This is a genomic window from Streptomyces niveus (genome assembly GCF_001723055.1).
GTDB classification, from domain to species: domain Bacteria; phylum Actinomycetota; class Actinomycetes; order Streptomycetales; family Streptomycetaceae; genus Streptomyces; species Streptomyces niveus.
The window spans coordinates 1-16,831 of sequence record NZ_MDCR01000333.1; the positions used below are offsets into that span (position 1 = coordinate 1).

The 16,831-nt window shown below is 70.6% G+C and carries 15 protein-coding genes; 7 read left to right on the forward strand and 8 right to left on the reverse strand.

Annotated elements, in window-relative coordinates; genetic code table 11:
- Positions 1-2,351 (forward strand): SPFH domain-containing protein (locus BHU15_RS31100; protein WP_438284995.1); only part of this gene is annotated, 2,351 nt, incomplete at its 5' end.
- A 203-nt stretch (positions 2,352-2,554) separates the two neighbouring features.
- On the forward strand, positions 2,555-3,148 hold the full coding sequence (locus BHU15_RS31105; protein WP_023541506.1) for a lytic polysaccharide monooxygenase auxiliary activity family 9 protein: 594 nt from the start codon (positions 2,555-2,557) through the stop codon (positions 3,146-3,148).
- Between the two features lie 146 nt (positions 3,149-3,294).
- Here the strand turns inward: BHU15_RS31105 and BHU15_RS31110 are convergent, their stop codons facing one another.
- The 5 genes from BHU15_RS31110 to ehuB all read right to left on the reverse strand — a co-directional run bounded on the left by BHU15_RS31110 (position 3,295) and on the right by ehuB (position 7,469).
- The gene (locus BHU15_RS31110) at positions 3,295-4,053 is read right to left on the reverse strand and encodes an IclR family transcriptional regulator (RefSeq protein WP_069630184.1); all 759 of its coding nucleotides are present in this window, start codon (positions 4,051-4,053) and stop codon (positions 3,295-3,297) included.
- A 279-nt stretch (positions 4,054-4,332) separates the two neighbouring features.
- Complete coding sequence (ehuA, locus tag BHU15_RS31115; RefSeq protein WP_023541508.1) at positions 4,333-5,157, reverse strand: ectoine/hydroxyectoine ABC transporter ATP-binding protein EhuA; 825 nt, start codon at positions 5,155-5,157, stop codon at positions 4,333-4,335.
- Positions 5,147-5,797 carry an ectoine/hydroxyectoine ABC transporter permease subunit EhuD gene (gene ehuD, locus BHU15_RS31120; protein WP_069630185.1) on the reverse strand — a complete coding sequence of 217 codons (651 nt, stop codon included), beginning with the start codon at positions 5,795-5,797 and terminating at the stop codon, positions 5,147-5,149. The genes ehuA and ehuD overlap by 11 nt, the downstream gene beginning before the upstream one ends.
- Positions 5,797-6,549, reverse strand: a complete 753-nt coding sequence (gene ehuC / locus BHU15_RS31125; protein WP_069630193.1) for an ectoine/hydroxyectoine ABC transporter permease subunit EhuC — start codon at positions 6,547-6,549, stop codon at positions 5,797-5,799. Before ehuC ends, ehuD begins: the two co-directional genes overlap by 1 nt.
- Positions 6,546-7,469 carry an ectoine/hydroxyectoine ABC transporter substrate-binding protein EhuB gene (gene ehuB / locus BHU15_RS31130; protein ID WP_069630186.1) on the reverse strand — a complete coding sequence of 308 codons (924 nt, stop codon included), beginning with the start codon at positions 7,467-7,469 and terminating at the stop codon, positions 6,546-6,548. The genes ehuC and ehuB overlap by 4 nt, the downstream gene beginning before the upstream one ends.
- Positions 7,470-7,642: 173 nt before the next feature.
- On the opposite strand from ehuB, the gene BHU15_RS31135 reads away from it, so the two are divergent.
- Positions 7,643-8,143: a DUF3830 family protein gene (locus BHU15_RS31135; protein WP_069630187.1), complete on the forward strand. Its 501-nt coding sequence runs from the start codon at positions 7,643-7,645 to the stop codon at positions 8,141-8,143.
- Between the two features lie 37 nt (positions 8,144-8,180).
- Here BHU15_RS31135 and BHU15_RS31140 read toward each other — a convergent pair whose 3' ends face one another.
- A complete protein-coding gene (locus tag BHU15_RS31140) occupies positions 8,181-9,590 on the reverse strand; it encodes an amidase (protein WP_069630188.1) in 1,410 nt (469 codons plus the stop codon).
- Entirely contained in the window at positions 9,583-10,533 is a 951-nt protein-coding gene (locus BHU15_RS31145; RefSeq protein ID WP_069630189.1) for a D-2-hydroxyacid dehydrogenase, read from the reverse strand. The genes BHU15_RS31140 and BHU15_RS31145 overlap by 8 nt, the downstream gene beginning before the upstream one ends.
- A gap of 130 nt (positions 10,534-10,663) precedes the next feature.
- Here BHU15_RS31145 and BHU15_RS31150 point away from each other — a divergent pair, with 130 nt between their 5' ends.
- The 3 genes from BHU15_RS31150 to BHU15_RS31160 all read left to right on the forward strand — a co-directional run bounded on the left by BHU15_RS31150 (position 10,664) and on the right by BHU15_RS31160 (position 13,507).
- Positions 10,664-11,641, forward strand: coding sequence for a maleate cis-trans isomerase family protein (locus BHU15_RS31150; RefSeq protein WP_031231494.1), 978 nt, complete (start codon positions 10,664-10,666; stop codon positions 11,639-11,641).
- Positions 11,638-12,357: a maleate cis-trans isomerase family protein gene (locus BHU15_RS31155; RefSeq protein WP_069630194.1), complete on the forward strand. Its 720-nt coding sequence runs from the start codon at positions 11,638-11,640 to the stop codon at positions 12,355-12,357. Before BHU15_RS31150 ends, BHU15_RS31155 begins: the two co-directional genes overlap by 4 nt.
- Positions 12,358-12,445: 88 nt before the next feature.
- Positions 12,446-13,507 carry an LLM class flavin-dependent oxidoreductase gene (locus tag BHU15_RS31160; RefSeq protein WP_069630190.1) on the forward strand — a complete coding sequence of 354 codons (1,062 nt, stop codon included), beginning with the start codon at positions 12,446-12,448 and terminating at the stop codon, positions 13,505-13,507.
- 18 nt (positions 13,508-13,525) lie between these two features.
- Here the strand turns inward: BHU15_RS31160 and BHU15_RS31165 are convergent, their stop codons facing one another.
- Positions 13,526-15,334 (reverse strand): putative bifunctional diguanylate cyclase/phosphodiesterase, encoded by a 1,809-nt coding sequence (locus BHU15_RS31165; RefSeq protein WP_069630191.1) that lies wholly within the window; start codon positions 15,332-15,334, stop codon positions 13,526-13,528.
- A 307-nt stretch (positions 15,335-15,641) separates the two neighbouring features.
- Here BHU15_RS31165 and BHU15_RS31170 point away from each other — a divergent pair.
- Positions 15,642-16,831 (forward strand): M6 family metalloprotease domain-containing protein (locus BHU15_RS31170; protein WP_255293256.1); only part of this gene is annotated, 1,190 nt, incomplete at its 3' end.

Here is a 16,831-nt window from a genome sequence, read left to right on the forward strand (position 1 = left end):
TGGACCCGGTCGACCCGGTCGACCCGGCCGAGCCCCTGGACCGGGCCGACCAGCCGGAGCCCCCGACAGGCTGGTACCAGAACGTCCGCCTGCTGACGGGCCCACCCCAGGAGGGAGAGCCGCCGGGCCCGACACCCACGACGCCCACGACGGCCCCCGAGGTCTCGGACATCGTGGAGTGGGCATCGGCGGAGAAGGAACGCGAACGGGGGCGTGAGCCCGAGCCGGAGGCCGCCGAGGCGGGGATCTCGGCTCGGGCCGGGCACGCGGGCTCGGGGAGCCGCCCCGAGCCGGACGCGGAGAGCGCGGCTTCGGCCGAGTACGGGTCGGGGACGCGCTCGGAGTACGAGGCGGACGCTCCCGCCTCCGCGGCGTACGCGCCGGTCGCCGACGTGGAGCCGGACGCGAGAGTCTCGATTCGTGCCGCGTATGCCGAGCCGCAAGCCGTCCCCGAGTGTGACGGCTCCGCCGCGTACGCCGCGGTCGCCGACGTGGAGCCGGATACGAGGCTTTCGGCTCGGGCCGTGCACGTCGAGTCGAAGGTTGCCCCGGCGTGGGACGGGGGCGCTGTCGCCTCAGCCGCGCACGTGGATGCGGCTGCCCGTCCGCAGTGGCTGGCGAAGGATTCGGCTCGGGCCGCGTATGTCGAGCCGCAGGACCCCTCGGCGAGGGATTGGGACGACTCCGGCTCCGTGAGCCGTTCCGAGCGCGGCACGGAAGGTTCGACCCCGGCCGCCTCGGTCGAGCCGGACGGGCGCTGGGAGTGGGAGGCGGATGCCTCCGCCGCGCACACCCCCGTCGCCCACGTGGGGGCGGAGGTTGACGCGGAGCCGGACGCGCCGCGGGTCCGCCCGGCGGGGGATTGGGGCGACTCCGGTTCGGAGAGCCGTTCCGGGAGCGGCATGGAGGGTTCGGCCCCGGCCGAGCCGGCCGACTCCACCGGATACACCGGTTCGGAGAGCCGGTCCCGGCACGGCGCGGAAAGTTCGGCCCTGGCCGACTCCGTTGAGGCGGATGCCTCCGCAACGCACACCCCTGCCGCCCACGTGGGGGCGGAGGTTGGCGCGGAGCCGGACGCGCCGCAGCGGGACAACTCCGGCTCGGAGAGCCAGGGTTCGGCCCCCGCCGACTCCGTCGAGCCGCAGGACCACCCGGTCGGTCACGGCGGGCACCCGCACAGTGGGATTCCCGCTCCCGTGTGGGACGTGTCCGTGCCGGCCGGGGTCGGCGGGGTCGTGCCCACGCGGGCGTCCGTCACCTTTGACAGTCATCGGTGGAGCCCCCTCATCGTCGGCGAGGCCACCCACGAGATCCCTGTCCATCTCCTCTTCCGGGACGACGAGGCGACCGGCCCCGTCGCCGGGCGGCCCCGGGCGCGCCGTGCGCCCGTCGTGCCCGCGCCGGTCCTGGCGCCCGCCGCGTCGTCGCGGCCCGCGACGCCCGTGGACACCAAGCTCGTCGAGCGGCCCGGTCCCACGCTGCCCGGCTGGACGGCCGCGTTGGCCGGGGTCGCCGCGCTGTTCGGCTGCGTCGTGGTGCTCTGGTGGGTCGGGGCCGTGCCCGACGCGCTGACCGAGATGTTCGGGCTGGGTTCGAACCCGTACAACGGCATCGGCATCGGGATGTGGGCGCTGCTCACCGTCGCCGTGTCGATCACGCTCTTCGCCTTCGGCGGGCTCGGCCGCGGCCGGGTCGGGCACGCCTGGGTGCTGACGCTCTTCGGCGAGTACCGGGGGAGCGTGCGCCGTACGGGACTTCTGTGGGTCAGCCCGCTGCTGCTGCGCCGGCGCGTGGACGTACGGCTCCGGCACTGGCGCAGCGAGCCGATGCCCGCCGTCGACGCGAACGGTACGGCGCTGCGCGTCGTGGTCCTGGTGGTCTGGCGGGTCAGGGACACCGTCCGGGCGGCGCTCGGGGTGCGCGACCACGAGGAGTATCTGCGCGAGCAGGTCGAGGCGGCGATGGCGCGCGTGCTGTCGCAACTGCCCGCCGACGCCTTCCACGAGGCCGCGCCGACCCTGCGTAACGCCGAGGCCGTCGGCGAGGCGCTGACCCGGATGCTGTCGGCCGAGTGCCGGCCCGTCGGTCTCGACGTCTTCTCGGCGCAGCCGACGCGGATCGAGTACGCGCCGGAGATCTCGGCCGCGATGCAGCGCAGCCGGATCGCGGCGATCGACGCCAGGCACCGGGACACCGTGCTGACGTCGGTGGTCGACGCGGTGGACGACACCGTGCACCGGCTGACGTCGCGGGGTCTCGTGGAGCTCGACGACTACGAGCGCAAGGTCCTCGTGAAGGACCTGACCGTGGCGTTCTACACCGGCAGGCACGGGCTGAACGAGGGGAACTGACCGTTCCACTCACGGTGATTGGTCTGGACCTTTCTTGGTCGTTGTTATGGACACGGCCAACATCGGTCAATACTCTGGGCCTTGGTCTAGACCTGATTGCGCAGTCAGGAGTCACCGCACCACCCGCACCACCCGTACCGCCAGCACCATCGCACGCGTGCAGCACGGCTCACCGAACTCCCCACGGTCCCAGGAGCGAGAGCATGCGAAAGAAGAGAATCAGCGCCGCCGTACTCGGTCTCGCGGTGGCAGGCGTGTCCCTGCTCGCGACCGGCAGCGCGAACAGCCACGGCTACACCGACTCACCGATCAGCCGTCAGAAGCTGTGCCAGAACGGCACCGTCACCGGGTGCGGAAGCATCCAGTGGGAGCCGCAGAGCGTCGAGGGGCCCAAGGGCTTCCCGGGCGCGGGTCCCGCCGACGGCAAGATCTGCGCGGGCGGCAACGGCGGGTTCGCGCAGCTCGACGACCCGCGTGGCGGCAACTGGCCCGCCACCAACGTCACCGCCGGACAGTCCTACAGCTTCCGCTGGCAGTTCACCGCCCGGCACTCCACGTCCGACTTCCGCTACTACATCACCAAGAACGGATGGGACTCGACCAAGCCGCTCACCCGCGCGGCCCTCGACCCGCAGCCGTTCATGACCGTGCCGTACGGCAACCAGCAGCCGCCGGCCACGCTCGTCCACCAGGGCTCGATGCCCGCGGGGAAGACGGGCAAGCACATCGTCCTGGCCGTCTGGAACGTCGCGGACACCACCAACGCGTTCTACGCCTGCTCGGACGTCAAGTTCTGATCAGTCCCGATCAGTTCCGCACGACGCGGTACCGCACGACGCAGTTCCATCAGCATGTGACCGGCGAGGGTCTGCTTCATCGCTGACGGACTCGGCCGTCGTACCCGGGGTGTGTGCCGCACCCCGCGTACGACGGCCGGTCTCGGTCAGATGGCCAGCGAGAGCACCATCGGCGCCGCGCCCCGGTTGAGGGTGTCCGCCGCCGAGCGCAGCCGGTGCGCGTGCTCGATCGGCATCGACAGCGCCAGACAGCCGACCGCCGAACCCGCCGTCAGCGGCACCGCCGCGCAGACCGTGCCCACCGCGTACTCCTGGAGGTCCAGGATCGGCACCGTCGCCGGCTGACTGTCCAGCTTCGAGAACAGCACCCGCTCGTTGGTGATGGTCCGTGAGGTCAGCCGCGCGATCTTGTGGCGGGAGAGATGGTCCCGGCGGCTGTTCTGGTCGAGCTGGGTCAGCAGGCACTTCCCGACCGCGCTGGCGTGCGCCGCCGAGCGGAAGTCCACCCACTCGTTGACCGCCGGCGCGTCCGGGCCGTCGGCGACCTGGGTGATCTTGACCTCGCCGTCGATGTACCGGCTGATGTAGACCGCCGCGCCCACCGAGTCGCGCAACTCGCCCAGCGTGTCCTGGAGTTTGGCCTCCAGTGCCTCCTCGCGCGTGGTGCCCGAACCGAGCAGGACCAGCGAGTCGCCCATGACATACGCGCCGTCCGTGACCTGCTCCACGTAACCCTCGCGCCGCAACATCGCCAGCAGCGGGGTGAGATGGCCTGTCGGCAACCCCGTCTCACGGGCGATCTGGAGATCCAGTACGCCCCCTGCGTGCTTCGAAACCGTTTCGAGGACACGCAGGACGTATTGCACCGAGTGGAACGGCGCGGTCGGCTCTGGCTTCAGCGCCACGGTTTCCCCCTAGCAGGTTGTGACCGCAAGCTTCCCTACCACGATAGCCGTCAAGGGCCGTTTCCGGGGCGGCTGTTGACCAGATGGACGGTCCCTCCGGCGGCCTCAACTGGGGCGTATCGCTCTGGCATATGCCAGCGGCACAACCCTTCCGACGACCGACCCCGGAAACGGGGGAACCCGGTCCGCTCGACGAGGACCGGGTTCCCCCGAATTCGGCGACGCCGTCGCCTGCGTGAATGCGCCGGGCGTACGCCTGTTGGCGGACGCCGCGGATCCCTACAGCACCGCGCTCAGGAACTCCCGCGTGCGCTCGTGCTCGGGGTCGCTGAACATCTTCTCCGGCGGCCCCGACTCGATGACCCGCCCGGCATCGAACATCAGTACGTCGTCGGATATGTCGCGCGCGAAGTTCATCTCGTGCGTCACGCACAGCATCGTGATGTCCGTCGTCGTCGCGATGTCCCGCAGTACGTCCAGGACGCCCGCGACCAGCTCCGGGTCGAGCGCCGACGTGACCTCGTCGAGGAGCAGGACCTGCGGTCGCATCGCGAGGGCCCGCGCTATCGCCACCCGCTGCTGCTGCCCGCCCGAGAGCTGGCTCGGATACGCGTCGCAGCGGTCCCCGAGCCCCACCAGGTCGAGCAGCTCGCGCGCCCGCTCGTCGGCCTCGTCCGTGGACAGACCGAGCACATGCACCGGTGCCTCGGTGACGTTCCGCAGCACCTTCATGTTCGGGAAGAGGTTGAACTGCTGGAACACCATGCCGATGTTCTTGCGCACCTCACGGATGTGGCGCTCGCCGGCGGGGACGAGCCTGCCGTCCTTCTCCTCGTGCGTGAGGTAGTCGCCGGCCACCTTGATGGTGCCCTCCTCCGGCCTGATCAGCGTCATCAGGAGTCTGAGGATCGTCGTCTTGCCCGATCCGGAGGCGCCGATCAGCGTCACGTGTTTGCCGGAGTTGACCGTGAAGTCCAGTGAGTCCAGGACCGTGTTGGCCCCGAAGCGCTTGGTGACCTTGTCGAAGCGGATCAGCTCGCTGCCGTCGGCGGCGGGATTGGCCGTTTCCTTCGAGGTGTTGGCGGGAGTGCTGTCAGCGGACAAGGCGACGCTCCAATGCTCGCATGAGAAGGGATGCCGGATAGGAGATGACGATGAAGGCCACACCGACGAGGGTGAAGACCTCGACCGTCAGGAAGGTCTGCGAGGCGAACTGCCGTGCCTCGCCGAGCATTTCCAGCACTCCGATGACGAACAGCATCGGAGTGTCCTTCAGCATCGCGATGACGTAGTTGCCCAGCGCGGGCACGACGCGGCGGATCGCCTGCGGGAGGATCACCGCACCCCAGGTGCGGGACCTCGGCAGGTTGAGCGCCTTGGCGGCCTCCCACTGGCCGGCCGGCACGCCGTCGATTCCGGCGCGGTAGACCTCGGCGGTGTACGTCGAGTAGTGCAGGCCCAGGCCGACCACACCGGTGACCATGGCGCTGAGCGTGATGCCCCACTCGGGGAGCACGTAGTAGAGGAAGAACAGCTGCACGAGCAGCGGGGTGTTGCGGACGAACTCGGTGAGGACGTTCACCGGCCAGCGCACCACCGCCAGGCCGGACCGCTGGGCCATCGCCCAGACGAGACCGAGCGCGAAGGCGAGCAGCGCGCCCAGGACCAGTGCCTGGATCGTGACGAGCAGGCCGTCCCAGAACATCGGCATGAAGTCGCCGACCGCGGACCAGTTCCACTGCATCAGCGCTCACCTCCCGCGGTCGCCGTGACGGCGTCCCGCCGCTGCTGTTGGGGGACTTCGGCCTTGCGCCCGCCCCACCACGACTTCTTCTCGGGGCGCTGACCGAGTCCGGCCTTCGCCTGCCGTTCCAGGACGCGCATACCGCGCGTGAGCACGAAGGCGAGGACGAAGTACATCAGCAGGATGACCGTGTAGACGGGCGCGCTCTGCCCGGTCGCGTTACGCACCAGCGACGCACCGAAGGCGATGTCGGCCACGCCCATGATGGAGACCAGTGCCGTGCCCTTGAGCAGCTCGATCAGCAGGTTGTTGAACGGCGGGATCATCTCCGGCCAGGCCTGCGGCAGGATGATCTTCCGCAGCTGCTGCGCGGGCGTGAAGCTCAGCGCGATCCCCGCCTCGCGCTGCGCGGGAGACACGGCCTGCACCGCGCCCCGGACGACCTCGGAGCCGTACGCCCCGTAGGTGAGCCCGAGCGCCAGCGTCGCCGCCCACAGCGGGACGAGCTGCCAGCCGAAGCCCAGCGGGAGCACGAAGAAGATCCAGAACATCAGGATCAGCGCGGACGTGCCGCGGAATATCTCGAAGTAGGCGCCGGATATGAAGCGCACGATCCACAGCCGGTGGGAGCGGGCGAGCCCGACGACCAGCGCGACCACGGCGGCCAGCGCGGCGCTGAAGACGGTCAGCTGGACGGTGATCCACACGCCCTTGAGGAGTATTTCCCACAGACCCCAGGTGATTTCGCTCATGGCGCGCACTTCTCCTTGGCCGTGATGGTCGTCATCTGGTCCTTCGTGAAGCCGAAGGGCCGCATGATCTCCAGGAGTTCGCCGCTCTTCTTGAGCTTGTGCAGCTCGCGGTTGAAGGAGTCGCGGAGGTTGGTCTCCGGTGAGCGGAAGGCGAAGCCGCCGACGTCGATGACGGGCTTGCCGTCCACGATCGGCGTGACCTCCTTGGTGGCCTCGGCCTTCGTGCTCTCCGTCTCCTTGATGACGTTGAACACCGTCACCGCCGTGCCGGCGAAGACATCGACACGGCCCTGCTCGACGGCGAGCAGTCCGGCCAGCTGGTCGGGCAGGGTCGTGATGTTCTTGACCCCGGCCTCCTCCGCGTAGCCGATCTCCGCGTACCCGACACCGGTCGCCATCCTGGCGCCCGCCTCGGCGATGTCCTTGTAGGAGTTCAGATTCTTCGGATTCCCCTTCGGCACGATGAACGCGTCGAGCATCTGGTATTCGGGGTCCGCGAAGATGACCTGCTCGCAGCGCTCGGGGTTGATGTACATCCCGGCGGCGACCACGTCGAACTGGAGCGAGTTCAGTCCGGTGATCAGCGAGCCGAACTCGGTGGCGAAGGGCTGGACGCTCTCCACCCCCAGCTCCTTGAAGATACGGCTGGCGATGGCCGGGGCCGAGCCCGTCATCTCACCGTCCTTGCCGATGTAGCTGTACGGCTGCTCGCCCGCCAGCCCGAGGCGCACCGTCCCCTTGGCGCGCAACTGGTCCAGGAGGGTCCCCCCGTCCCCGGCGTCGGCCGTGGCCACGCGGCTGCATCCGCTGGTGGCTCCGACCGCGCCCGCGACGCCGAGCGCCGCGGCACCCGCCAGCAGCGAACGGCGCCGGAGCCCGTTTCCTGTGCTTCGTGTGTTGTTCCCCTTTAGTGGAGCCATAGGCGCGCGGCTACCCGAATCGTCCGAGGGTATGCGGATCATTTTCGGACCGATATGCCTATCGTTACCCGCGGTGGGGCGGGCCCGTCCGGCCCGGCATTCGTCCGGCCGGGGTGGGTATTCATGGCCGGACACAGGCTGTATTCGAACCGACGGGAAGGGCGCGAAGAACCATGAGCGACCGCTTCATCGAAGTGTCCCTGGACAAGCGCGGGGTGCGCTGCACCGCCAAGCTCCTCGACGAACTGGCCCCGATCACCTGCGCCGCGGTGTGGGACGCGCTGCCGCTGGGCGGGGACGTCTATCACGCCAAGTACGCGCGGAACGAGATCTACGCGCTGATGCCCGGATTCGCGGCCGAGGAGCCGCCTCTGGAGAACCCCACGGTCACCCCCATTCCGGGTGATCTGTGCTACTTCACCTTCTCGGACACGGTGCTCGGCACCACGTCGTACGGGTACGAGGAGCAGGCCGCCCACCGGGGCCGCCGTACCGTCGTCGACCTCGCGCTGTTCTACGAGCGCAACAACCTGCTGATCAACGGCGATACGGGGTGGATCCCCGGCATCGTGTGGGGCTCGGTCGTGGAGGGGCTCGACGAGATGGCCGAGGCGTGCCAGGACCTGTGGCGCGCGGGCGCGATCGGCGAGACCCTCAACTTCCGGCGACTCTGAGACCGCGCCTTGTGAGGGCGGGGCCGCCCGGCGGGGGCTACGCGCCGGTGGGCGCCGGGAGTGACGTCGCTCCCGACTCGTACAGCGCGTGTGCCGCCCGCATCACCAGCGCGTCCGCGTGACGGGCACCGATCAGCTGGAGGCCGATCGGCAGCCCGTCCGCGTCCACCCCGCACGGCACGGTCGCCGCGGGCTGCTGCGTCAGGTTGAAGGGGTACGTGAACGGGGTCCAGCCGGTCCAGCGACGGTGCCCCGAGTCCTTCGGCGCCTCCACGCCCGCCTCGAAGGCGGTGAGCGGCAGGGTGGGCGTGACCAGCAGGTCGTACGTCTCGTGGAACCGGCCGAGCCGCCGGCCCAGCTCCATCCGCGCGTCCACCGCCGCCAGATAGTCCAGCGCGCTCGCCTCCGACCCGGCCGCCACGACCTCCGTCAGCCCCGGGTCGAGCAGCGCGCGCTGCTCCTCGCCGAGCGGCTGCGTCACCCGCGCCGCGCCCGTGAACCACAGCGTGTGGAACGCCTCGACCGGGTCCGAGATGTCCGGGTCGGCCTCCTCGATGAACGCGCCCAGCTCCGCGAGCCGCCCCACCCCGCGCCGTACGGCCGCCGCGACGTCGGGGCGCACCGCGACCTGGCCGCCGAACGACGGCGAGAACCCGATCCGCAGCCCCGCCACGCCCTCCCCGAGCCCGGCGCGCAGCGCCTGGGCCGGGGCGAGCTGCGACCAGTCGCGCCAGTCCGGGCCGCTGATCACGTCGAGCAGCAGCGCCGCGTCGGCGGCGTCCCGTGTCATCGGGCCGGCGTGCGCCAGCGTGCCGAACGGGCTGGACGGATAGAGCGGGATGCGCCCGTAGGTGGGCTTGAGCGCGAAGATCCCGCAGAAGGACGCGGGGATCCGGACCGAGCCGCCGCCGTCCGTGCCGATCGACAGCGGGCCCGCGCCGAGCGCCACCGCCGCCGCGCTGCCGCCGCTCGACCCGCCGGCCGTCCGGGACAGGTCGTACGGATTGCGGGTCACCCCGCTCAGCGGGGAGTCCGTCACGCCCTTCCAGCCGAACTCCGGGGTCGTCGTCTTGCCGATCAGGACCGCGCCGTTCTCGCGCAGCCGGGCCACGGCGGGCGCGTCCTCGGTCCAGGGGCCGGCCGGGTCGACGGTCCGCGAACCGCGCAGGGTCGGCCCGCCGCGCTGGAGGAAGATGTCCTTCACCGAGACGGGGACGCCGTCGAGGAGCCCCTGCGGCTTCCTGGCGCGCCATCGGGTGGTGGACGCCTCGGCGGCGGCCAGCGCCTCGTCGGCGTCGACCCGGACGAAGGCGTTGACGAGCGGTTCGACCGCCTCGATCCGTTCCAGGGTGGCCCGCGCCACGTCGACCGGTGAGAAGTCGCCCTTCTCGTAGCCGGCCAGCAGCTGTCGTGCGGTGAGATCGGTGAGGAACATGGACTCAGTCATGCATGGGGACGTACCCACGTTTCTTGTCCACCACGTTAGGCAACGGCTCTCCGGACGCCCAAATGTCGTAAAGACCCACGAACTGCTCGCCCAGCCGGTCCCGCCAGCCGACGGTGTCACCGCTCATGTGCGGCGACACGATCAGACCGGGCACGTCCCACAGGCGGCTCTGCGGATCCAGCGGCTCCGACTCGAAGACATCGAGCGCGGCGCCCGCGATCCACCGCTTGGACACGGCCTCCACGAGCGCGTTCTCATCGACGAGCTGGCCGCGCCCCACATTGATGAAGCGCGCGGACGGCTGCATCAGGCCGAAGAGGCGGGCGTCGAACATGCCGCGGGTGCTCTCCGTGAGCGGCGCCGCGCAGATCACCCAGTCGGAGCGGGTCAGCAGCCGGTCCAGCTGGTCGGCGCCGTGGATTCCCGGGCGCGCCGTGCGGCCGGTGACCGCCACCGTCACACCGAGCGCTTTCAGCGTCTCGGCGATCGCGCGGCCGATCGGACCGGCGCCGACGACGGTCGCGCGACTCTCCGCGACGCGCAGTCCCTCACGGTGACGCCAGCGCCGTTGCCGCTGGAGTTCGAGAGTTCCCGGCAGGTCCTTGGCCATGGCAAGTACAAGACTTGCCACATATTCGGCAATGGGCTCTTCGAAGATGCCGCGGGCGTTGGTCACCAATGTTTCGGAGTTGATCAACTCGGGACACAGCAGCCGGTCCACGCCGGCGCTGGCCGTGTGCACCCAGACCGGCCGCGGGCCGTCGCCCGGCCAGGCGAGGCGGATCGCGTCGGAAGTGAAGTCCCACGCCAACAGGACGTCGGCCAGGGGGAGTTGAGCGGCAAGAGTGGACTCGTCCGCGTACCGGATCGTGGCCCGGCCGGCCAGCCGGCCGAGGCGGGGCGGCGGGTCGGCACCCAGGACGAGAAGCGTCGGTTCAGCCATCGGGAGTGCCCTTCTGAGCTGGGCGGGGATTTCCCCGAGGAAAATTCGCTGCAACGTATTTCCTGTGGACATTGACCACGCTCGCATTCAGCTCCTACCGTCGTCAACAACAGCCAAAGGGGGCCGTGACATGGATGTCTCCTTTCTGGGTGGACCACAGCCGCAGCGTGGCGTCGGTGTGGTCGCCCCATTCGATTTTGCTCTCGACCGCGAACTCTGGCGATGGATGCCCGACGAGATCTCGCTGCGCCTGACGAGGACCCCTTACGTCCCCGTCGAGGTGTCGCTGGACCTTGCCCGGCTCGTGAGTGAGCACGAGACGCTCGGAGAGGCGGTGATGGCGCTTGGGGCGTCCGAACCCGAGGTGATCGCGTACGCCTGCACGTCGGGCAGCTTCGTCGGCGGTGTCGTCGGCGAGCGGGCCATGTGCGAGGCGATGAACACGGCGGGCGCGGTGCCCTCGCTCACCACGTCCGGCGCGCTGCTCGAAGCGCTCGAAGAGCTGGGCGCCAAACGGATCGCGCTGGTCACGCCGTATACGGAGTCGGTCACCGAGTCGCTGGAGGAGTACCTGGCGGAAGCCGGGGTAACCGTCACGGGTCGCGCTTTTCTGGGGCTGACCAGGCATATCTGGAAGGTGCCGTACCGGTCGGTCGTGGACATGGCGCGGCAGGCCGTCGTCGGTGCGGCCGACGCGCTGTTCATCAGCTGTACGAATCTGCCGACGTACGACGCGATCCCGCAGTTGGAGGCTGAGCTGAGGATGCCGGTGCTGTCGGCGAACCAGGTCACGATGTGGGCGGCCCTGCGCAGGATCGGCGCGCACGCGGTCGGCCCGTACCAGGGCCTGCTGCTCGACCCGCCACCGGTGCGCCACGTGCCTACGCTGGAAGGGACAAGGGAATTTCCCGCGATCCACGAGATCCCGATCTCCGACATCTCGAAGATCAACGAGATCTCCGAGATCGGCGACATCCCCGGTGTCCCGGAGATGGAGCGGATGGAATCGGCCCAGCAGACGCAGGACGTCCAGACGGTCCAGCCCGGTGAGTGGGCGCAGCCTTCCCAGCCGGACACTCCGACCGAGGAACAGGAAGGGTGGACATGACGACCGTCGGACTTCTCTACCCCGGCCACTCCGCCGAGGACGACTACCCCCGTCTGGAGATGCTCTTCGACAGTGACATCAGACTGCCTCTCGTCCACACCGACATCGGCGAGGACGCCCACCGCGTCGACGCGCTGCTGGAAATGGGCTCGGCGCGGCGGCTGGCGGACGGCGTCGAGGAACTGCGGATGGCCGGCGCCGAGTCTGTGGTCTGGGCGTGCACGAGCGGCAGCTTCGTGTACGGCTGGGAGGGCGCGCACGAGCAGGCCCGCAAGCTGGCGCTGGAGGCGGGACTGCCGGCTTCGAGCACGTCCTTCGCCTTCGCGCACGCCGTGCAGGCGCTGGGTGCGCGGCGGGTCGCGGTCGCCGCGACCTATCCGGAGGACGTCGCGGGCTACTTCGCCGCCTTCCTGAAGTCGGCGGGCATCGAGGTGGTCTCCACCCGCGGCAGCGGCATCATCACGGCGGCCGAGGTCGGCACCTGGGGCCGGGACGAGGTGTTCGCCCTGGCCCGTGCGGGCGACCACCCGGACGCGGAGGTGGTCCTCCTCCCCGATACGGCCCTGCACACGGTCGCCTACCTCCCGGAGCTGGAGGAGGCCCTGGGCAAACCGGTCCTCACCGCGAACCAGGTGACGGTCTGGGAGGGCCTGCGGCTGGTGGAGCGCCACGCGTGGGCCCCGAAGCTGGGGACGCTCTTCTCCAGCCGGGACTAGGCGATGTGCCGACCCCGGGAATAAAGCGGAGTCAACCTCCTGTTGAGCCGGGCTGTACTCCCCTCCGCTCAGAAGGAAGGCCGCACCGGTGGTTGACGCAATTCGAGGTACGGCGCTGGGCAGCGCGCCCGTGCCGCTGTCCGTGCTGGATCTGGTCACCGTCGGCAGCGGCAGCACCGCGCGCGAGTCCCTGCGGACCAGCGTCGAGATCGCCAAGCTCGGCGAGCGCCGGGGCTACCACCGGCACTGGGTCGCCGAGCACCACTCGATGCCCGGCGTCGCCTCCTCGTCGCCCGCCGTGATCCTGGCCCATCTCGCCGCCCACACCGAGCGCATCCGGCTCGGTTCGGGCGGCGTGATGCTGCCCAACCACGCGCCGCTCGTCATCGCCGAGCAGTTCGGCACGCTGGAGGCCATGGCCCCCGGCCGGGTCGACCTCGGGCTCGGCCGCGCGCCCGGCACCGACGGGGCCACGGCCGCCGCCCTGCGTCGCACCGACCGGCTCAACGAGGGCGCCGACGACTTCCCGCAGCAGCTCGCCGAACTCACCCGCTTCCTGGACGACGACTTCCCCAACGGGCACCCGTACTCCCGGATCCACGCCGTCCCCGGACCCGTCCAGGGCCCCGCCGCCCGGCCGCCGCTCTGGCTGCTCGGCTCCTCCGGGTTCAGCGCCAGGCTCGCCGCCACGCTCGGGCTGCCGTTCGCCTTCGCGCACCACTTCTCGGCGCAGAACACCATCCCCGCGCTGGAGCTCTACCGCGAGTCCTTCCGGCCGTCCGTCGTGCTCGACGCCCCGTACGCGGTGATCGGCGTCGCCGCCCTGGCCGCCGACGACGAGAACGAGGCCCGCCGCCAGGTCCTGACCGGCGCGCTGTCGATGCTGCGGCTGCGCACCGGGCGCCCCGGGCTCGTACCGACGCCCGAGGAGGCGGAGGCGTACAGCTTCAGCCCGCAGGAGCGCGACTTCGTCGACGGCTGGCTGACGAACATCGTCCACGGCACCCCGGACGCCGTCCGCGCCGGACTCGACGACCTGCAGAAGCGCACCGGCGCCGACGAGCTGATGATCACCGCCAACGCCCACGGCGGCGAGGCCCGGTTGCGCAGCTACGGTCTGATCGCCGACGCGTACGGGCTGCCCGCCTGACCGCCGGGCCGGCCGGGGTCAGACCTTCAGCGGGCTGACCCCGATCATCTCCGCGATCCGCTCCGGCGCGACCGCCCGCGAGTACAGCCAGCCCTGCCCGGTGTCACACCCGATCCGGCGCAGCCGTGCCGCCTGGCCCGCCGTCTCCACGCACTCCGCCGTGACCGTCAGGCCCAGCCGGTGGGCGAGATGGACCAGCGTCTCCACGATCGTCTCGTCCGCCGGATTGGGGTGCACGCCCTCGTCGTAGCGGAAGCCCCGTACGAAGGACCCGTCCAGCTTCAGTACGGAGACGGGCAGCCGGCTCAGATACGCGAGGTTCGAGTAGCCCGTCCCGAAGTCGTCGATGGCGATCCGCACGCCCATGTCGCTCAGCGCCTGGAGCGCCTGGAGCGGCCGGCCCGCCGAGCCCATCACCGCGGACTCGGTCAGCTCCAGTTGCAGCAGATGCGGCGCCAGCCCCGTCTCGGCGAGGATCGAGGCCACGTCCGCCACCAGGTCGGAGTCCCACACCTGCCGTACGGCGACGTTGACGCTCACGAACAGCGGCCGGTCCGCCGGGTGGTCCCGGTGCCACTGGCGGGCCTGCAGGCAGGCCGTGCGCAGCACCCAGCGCCCGAGCTGGACGATCGAGCCGTCCTCCTCGGCGATCCCGATGAAGCGGTTGGGCGCGAGGATGCCGAACTGCGGGTGGTTCCAGCGGACCAGCGCCTCCACACCCTGGACGACCCCGTCGGCCATCCCCACCAGGGGCTGGTACTGGAGCACGAACTCCTCGCGCTCGACCGCCGGGCGCAGCGTGGACGACAGCGCCTGGCGGGTCATCCGGTGCGCGTTGCGCTCCGGGTCGAAGAGGGTCCAGCGCGCCTTGCCGTCCGCCTTCGCCCAGTAGAGCGTGGTGTCGGCGACCTGCATCAGCCCGGTGGGGGTGGTGCCGTCGGCGGTCCGTTCCACGACGCCGATGGACGCCGACACCGACAGCCGCTGCCCGGCGAGGTCGAAGGGGCGCTGGAGCGCGGCGAGTACGGCGCGGGCGAGATCGGCGAGCTGTTCCGTACCGGCCGAGTCCTCGACCAGGATCGCGAACTCGTCGCCGCCGAGGCGCGCGACGAGATGGCTGCCGCCGTGGCGGTGCGGGTCGTCGTCGGCGCACTCGGTGAGCCGGCCGGCGACGGCGGCGAGCAGCCGGTCGCCCACGCGGTGCCCGAGGGTGTCGTTGACGGCCTTGAACCCGTCGAGATCCAGATAGCAGAGTCCGATCCGCCCTGTTCTGCCATGGTCGTACGACGATTCCAGCGCCGTCGACAGCCGCTCGAAGAACAGCGTGCGGTTGGGCAGCCGGGTCACCGGGTCGTGCATCTGGAGATGGCGGAGCCGGGCCTGGAGCTCGCGCCGCTCGCTGATGTCCGTGAGGGACAGCAGGACGGTGCCGCCGTCGGGCAGCGGCGCGACGGTGACCTCGGCCCAGAGCGCGCGGCCGTCGGGGTGCTTGAGGCGGCGGGTGCAGCGGAAACGGGTGCGCCGGCCGCGCAGCACCTCCTGGTACGCGTACCAGGTCCGGTCGTCGGACGCGAGGTCGACCAGATCGGCGGCGGCGCGCTCGCGCAGGGCCGCGCTGTCGGTGCCGACCAGCTCGGCGAGGGCGTCGTTGGCGGTGACGACGGTGCCGCGGCGGTCCACGACGGCCATGGGGAACCGGGCGGCGTTGAAGGCGGCGCGGTAGTCGCGTTGCACGCTGCCCAGAGCTTCACGTTCCGTGACTGGCGGCGTGGTGGGACCGGGTGCCGCGACTGCCGCGGACCGCGGCCCTTCGGAGATTCCGCTCACGGCTCGCTCCCACGGTGCAGTGGTGTCGTACAGGGGTGTGATTCGCGAAGATCGGGCAGGAAAGTGTGCCGATCATAGAGGCTGGCCGGTCGGCCGTTCCAGCTCCCCGATGGTGAACCCGGGTGCGTGACGTCGACGCGGGGTCGGCGGACGATCGTTTCTGCGCGGCTGCGGCGCGGGATGTCGCTCGATGTCTCAGGCTTGATCGATTGTGACTTTCCGTGATCCGCCGGGGGTGTCGGCCCGCTCACCCAACTGGGCCACCGGAACAGGGCATATCACTACAAAACAGCACAAGGTGGGTGAGCTGTCCCGCATTCCTCAGCCGGAGGTCCACGTGGAGCGTCGCCCGACACCCGGGGGAGTGGGACGGCCACGCCTGCGCAGTACCGCCGCCGCCTTCACCTCCCTCGTCGCCGTCGCCACCACCTCGCTGGTGGCCGGCCCCGCCGTGGCCGCCAACTCCGCCGGGCCGTGCGCCCTGCCGCGTACCACCGCGCACCACTCGCTCGGGCTCGACACCTGGAACGCCTCCTACCCGCGCCCGGCCAGGACCCTCGACGCGGTCATGGTCTTCCTGTCCTTCCCGGACGCGACGCCGCGCACCGAGCCCGCCGACCTGGTGGCCGACCACTTCCCGGCGACCAGCAGATTCTTCGAGCGCGCCTCGTACGGGAAGTTCGTCCTGCGCCCGCACCCCCGGCTGAAGTGGATCGACATGCCGCGCGCGTCCACGGACTACGCCATAAAGCGCGACTGGGACCCAGCGATGCGCACGGCCTATCTGCGGGACGCGCTGAGGGTCGCCGATCCGGTGATCGACTTCTCGCGGTACGACGTCGTCTATCTGGTCGCCGATCCGGACGCGCCCGGCGTGGACTCCGACGCGACGAAGGTGGTCAACTTCGATCACCCCATGAGCGCGGACGGTACGGAGATCAAGCGCGTCGTGACCGTCTTCGAACGGCACCCGCCGGACCGCAACGTACTGGCCCATGAGACCGGGCACGTCTTCGACCTGCCCGACCTCTACCACCGGCCGACCGACGGCAAGGGCGACTGGGACACCCACGTCGGCGACTGGGATGTGATGGGCAGTCAATTCGGCCTGTCGCCGGACCTGTTCGGCTGGCACAAGTGGAAGCTGGGCTGGCTGGAGCGGCGGCAGGTGAGCTGTGTGAAGCCCACGGGCACCAGCATGCTCACCCTTGAGCCGCTGGACGCCGCGCCCCTGGCGGGCGCGAGCGCCGGGACCCGGCTCGCCGTCGTCAGGACGGGCGAGCACTCGGCCCTGGCGATCGAGGCGCGCGGCTCGACCGGGAACGACGCGACCACCTGTACCGAGGGGGTGCTGATCTACCGGGTGCGGGGTGAGGCGGAGTCGGGCGGCGGGCCCATCGATGTGGTGGACACGCATCCGGACAGCGAGGCGTGCTGGGACCAGTCGGTCTACCCGCCGCTGGCGGACGCGCCGCTGGGGGTGGGGGAGGCGTTCAC

Coding starts and splice junctions, on each gene's coding strand:
- ehuD (WP_069630185.1), bottom strand. CDS start 5,797: ATGCAGTGGAACTGGTCCGCGGTCGGCGACTTCATGCCGATGTTCTGG.
- ehuC (WP_069630193.1), bottom strand. CDS start 6,549: ATGAGCGAAATCACCTGGGGTCTGTGGGAAATACTCCTCAAGGGCGTG.
- BHU15_RS31140 (WP_069630188.1), bottom strand. CDS start 9,590: ATGACTGAGTCCATGTTCCTCACCGATCTCACCGCACGACAGCTGCTG.
- ehuB (WP_069630186.1), bottom strand. CDS start 7,469: ATGGCTCCACTAAAGGGGAACAACACACGAAGCACAGGAAACGGGCTC.
- BHU15_RS31155 (WP_069630194.1), top strand. CDS start 11,638: ATGACGACCGTCGGACTTCTCTACCCCGGCCACTCCGCCGAGGACGAC.
- BHU15_RS31145 (WP_069630189.1), bottom strand. CDS start 10,533: ATGGCTGAACCGACGCTTCTCGTCCTGGGTGCCGACCCGCCGCCCCGC.
- BHU15_RS31105 (WP_023541506.1), top strand. CDS start 2,555: ATGCGAAAGAAGAGAATCAGCGCCGCCGTACTCGGTCTCGCGGTGGCA.
- BHU15_RS31135 (WP_069630187.1), top strand. CDS start 7,643: ATGAGCGACCGCTTCATCGAAGTGTCCCTGGACAAGCGCGGGGTGCGC.
- BHU15_RS31150 (WP_031231494.1), top strand. CDS start 10,664: ATGGATGTCTCCTTTCTGGGTGGACCACAGCCGCAGCGTGGCGTCGGT.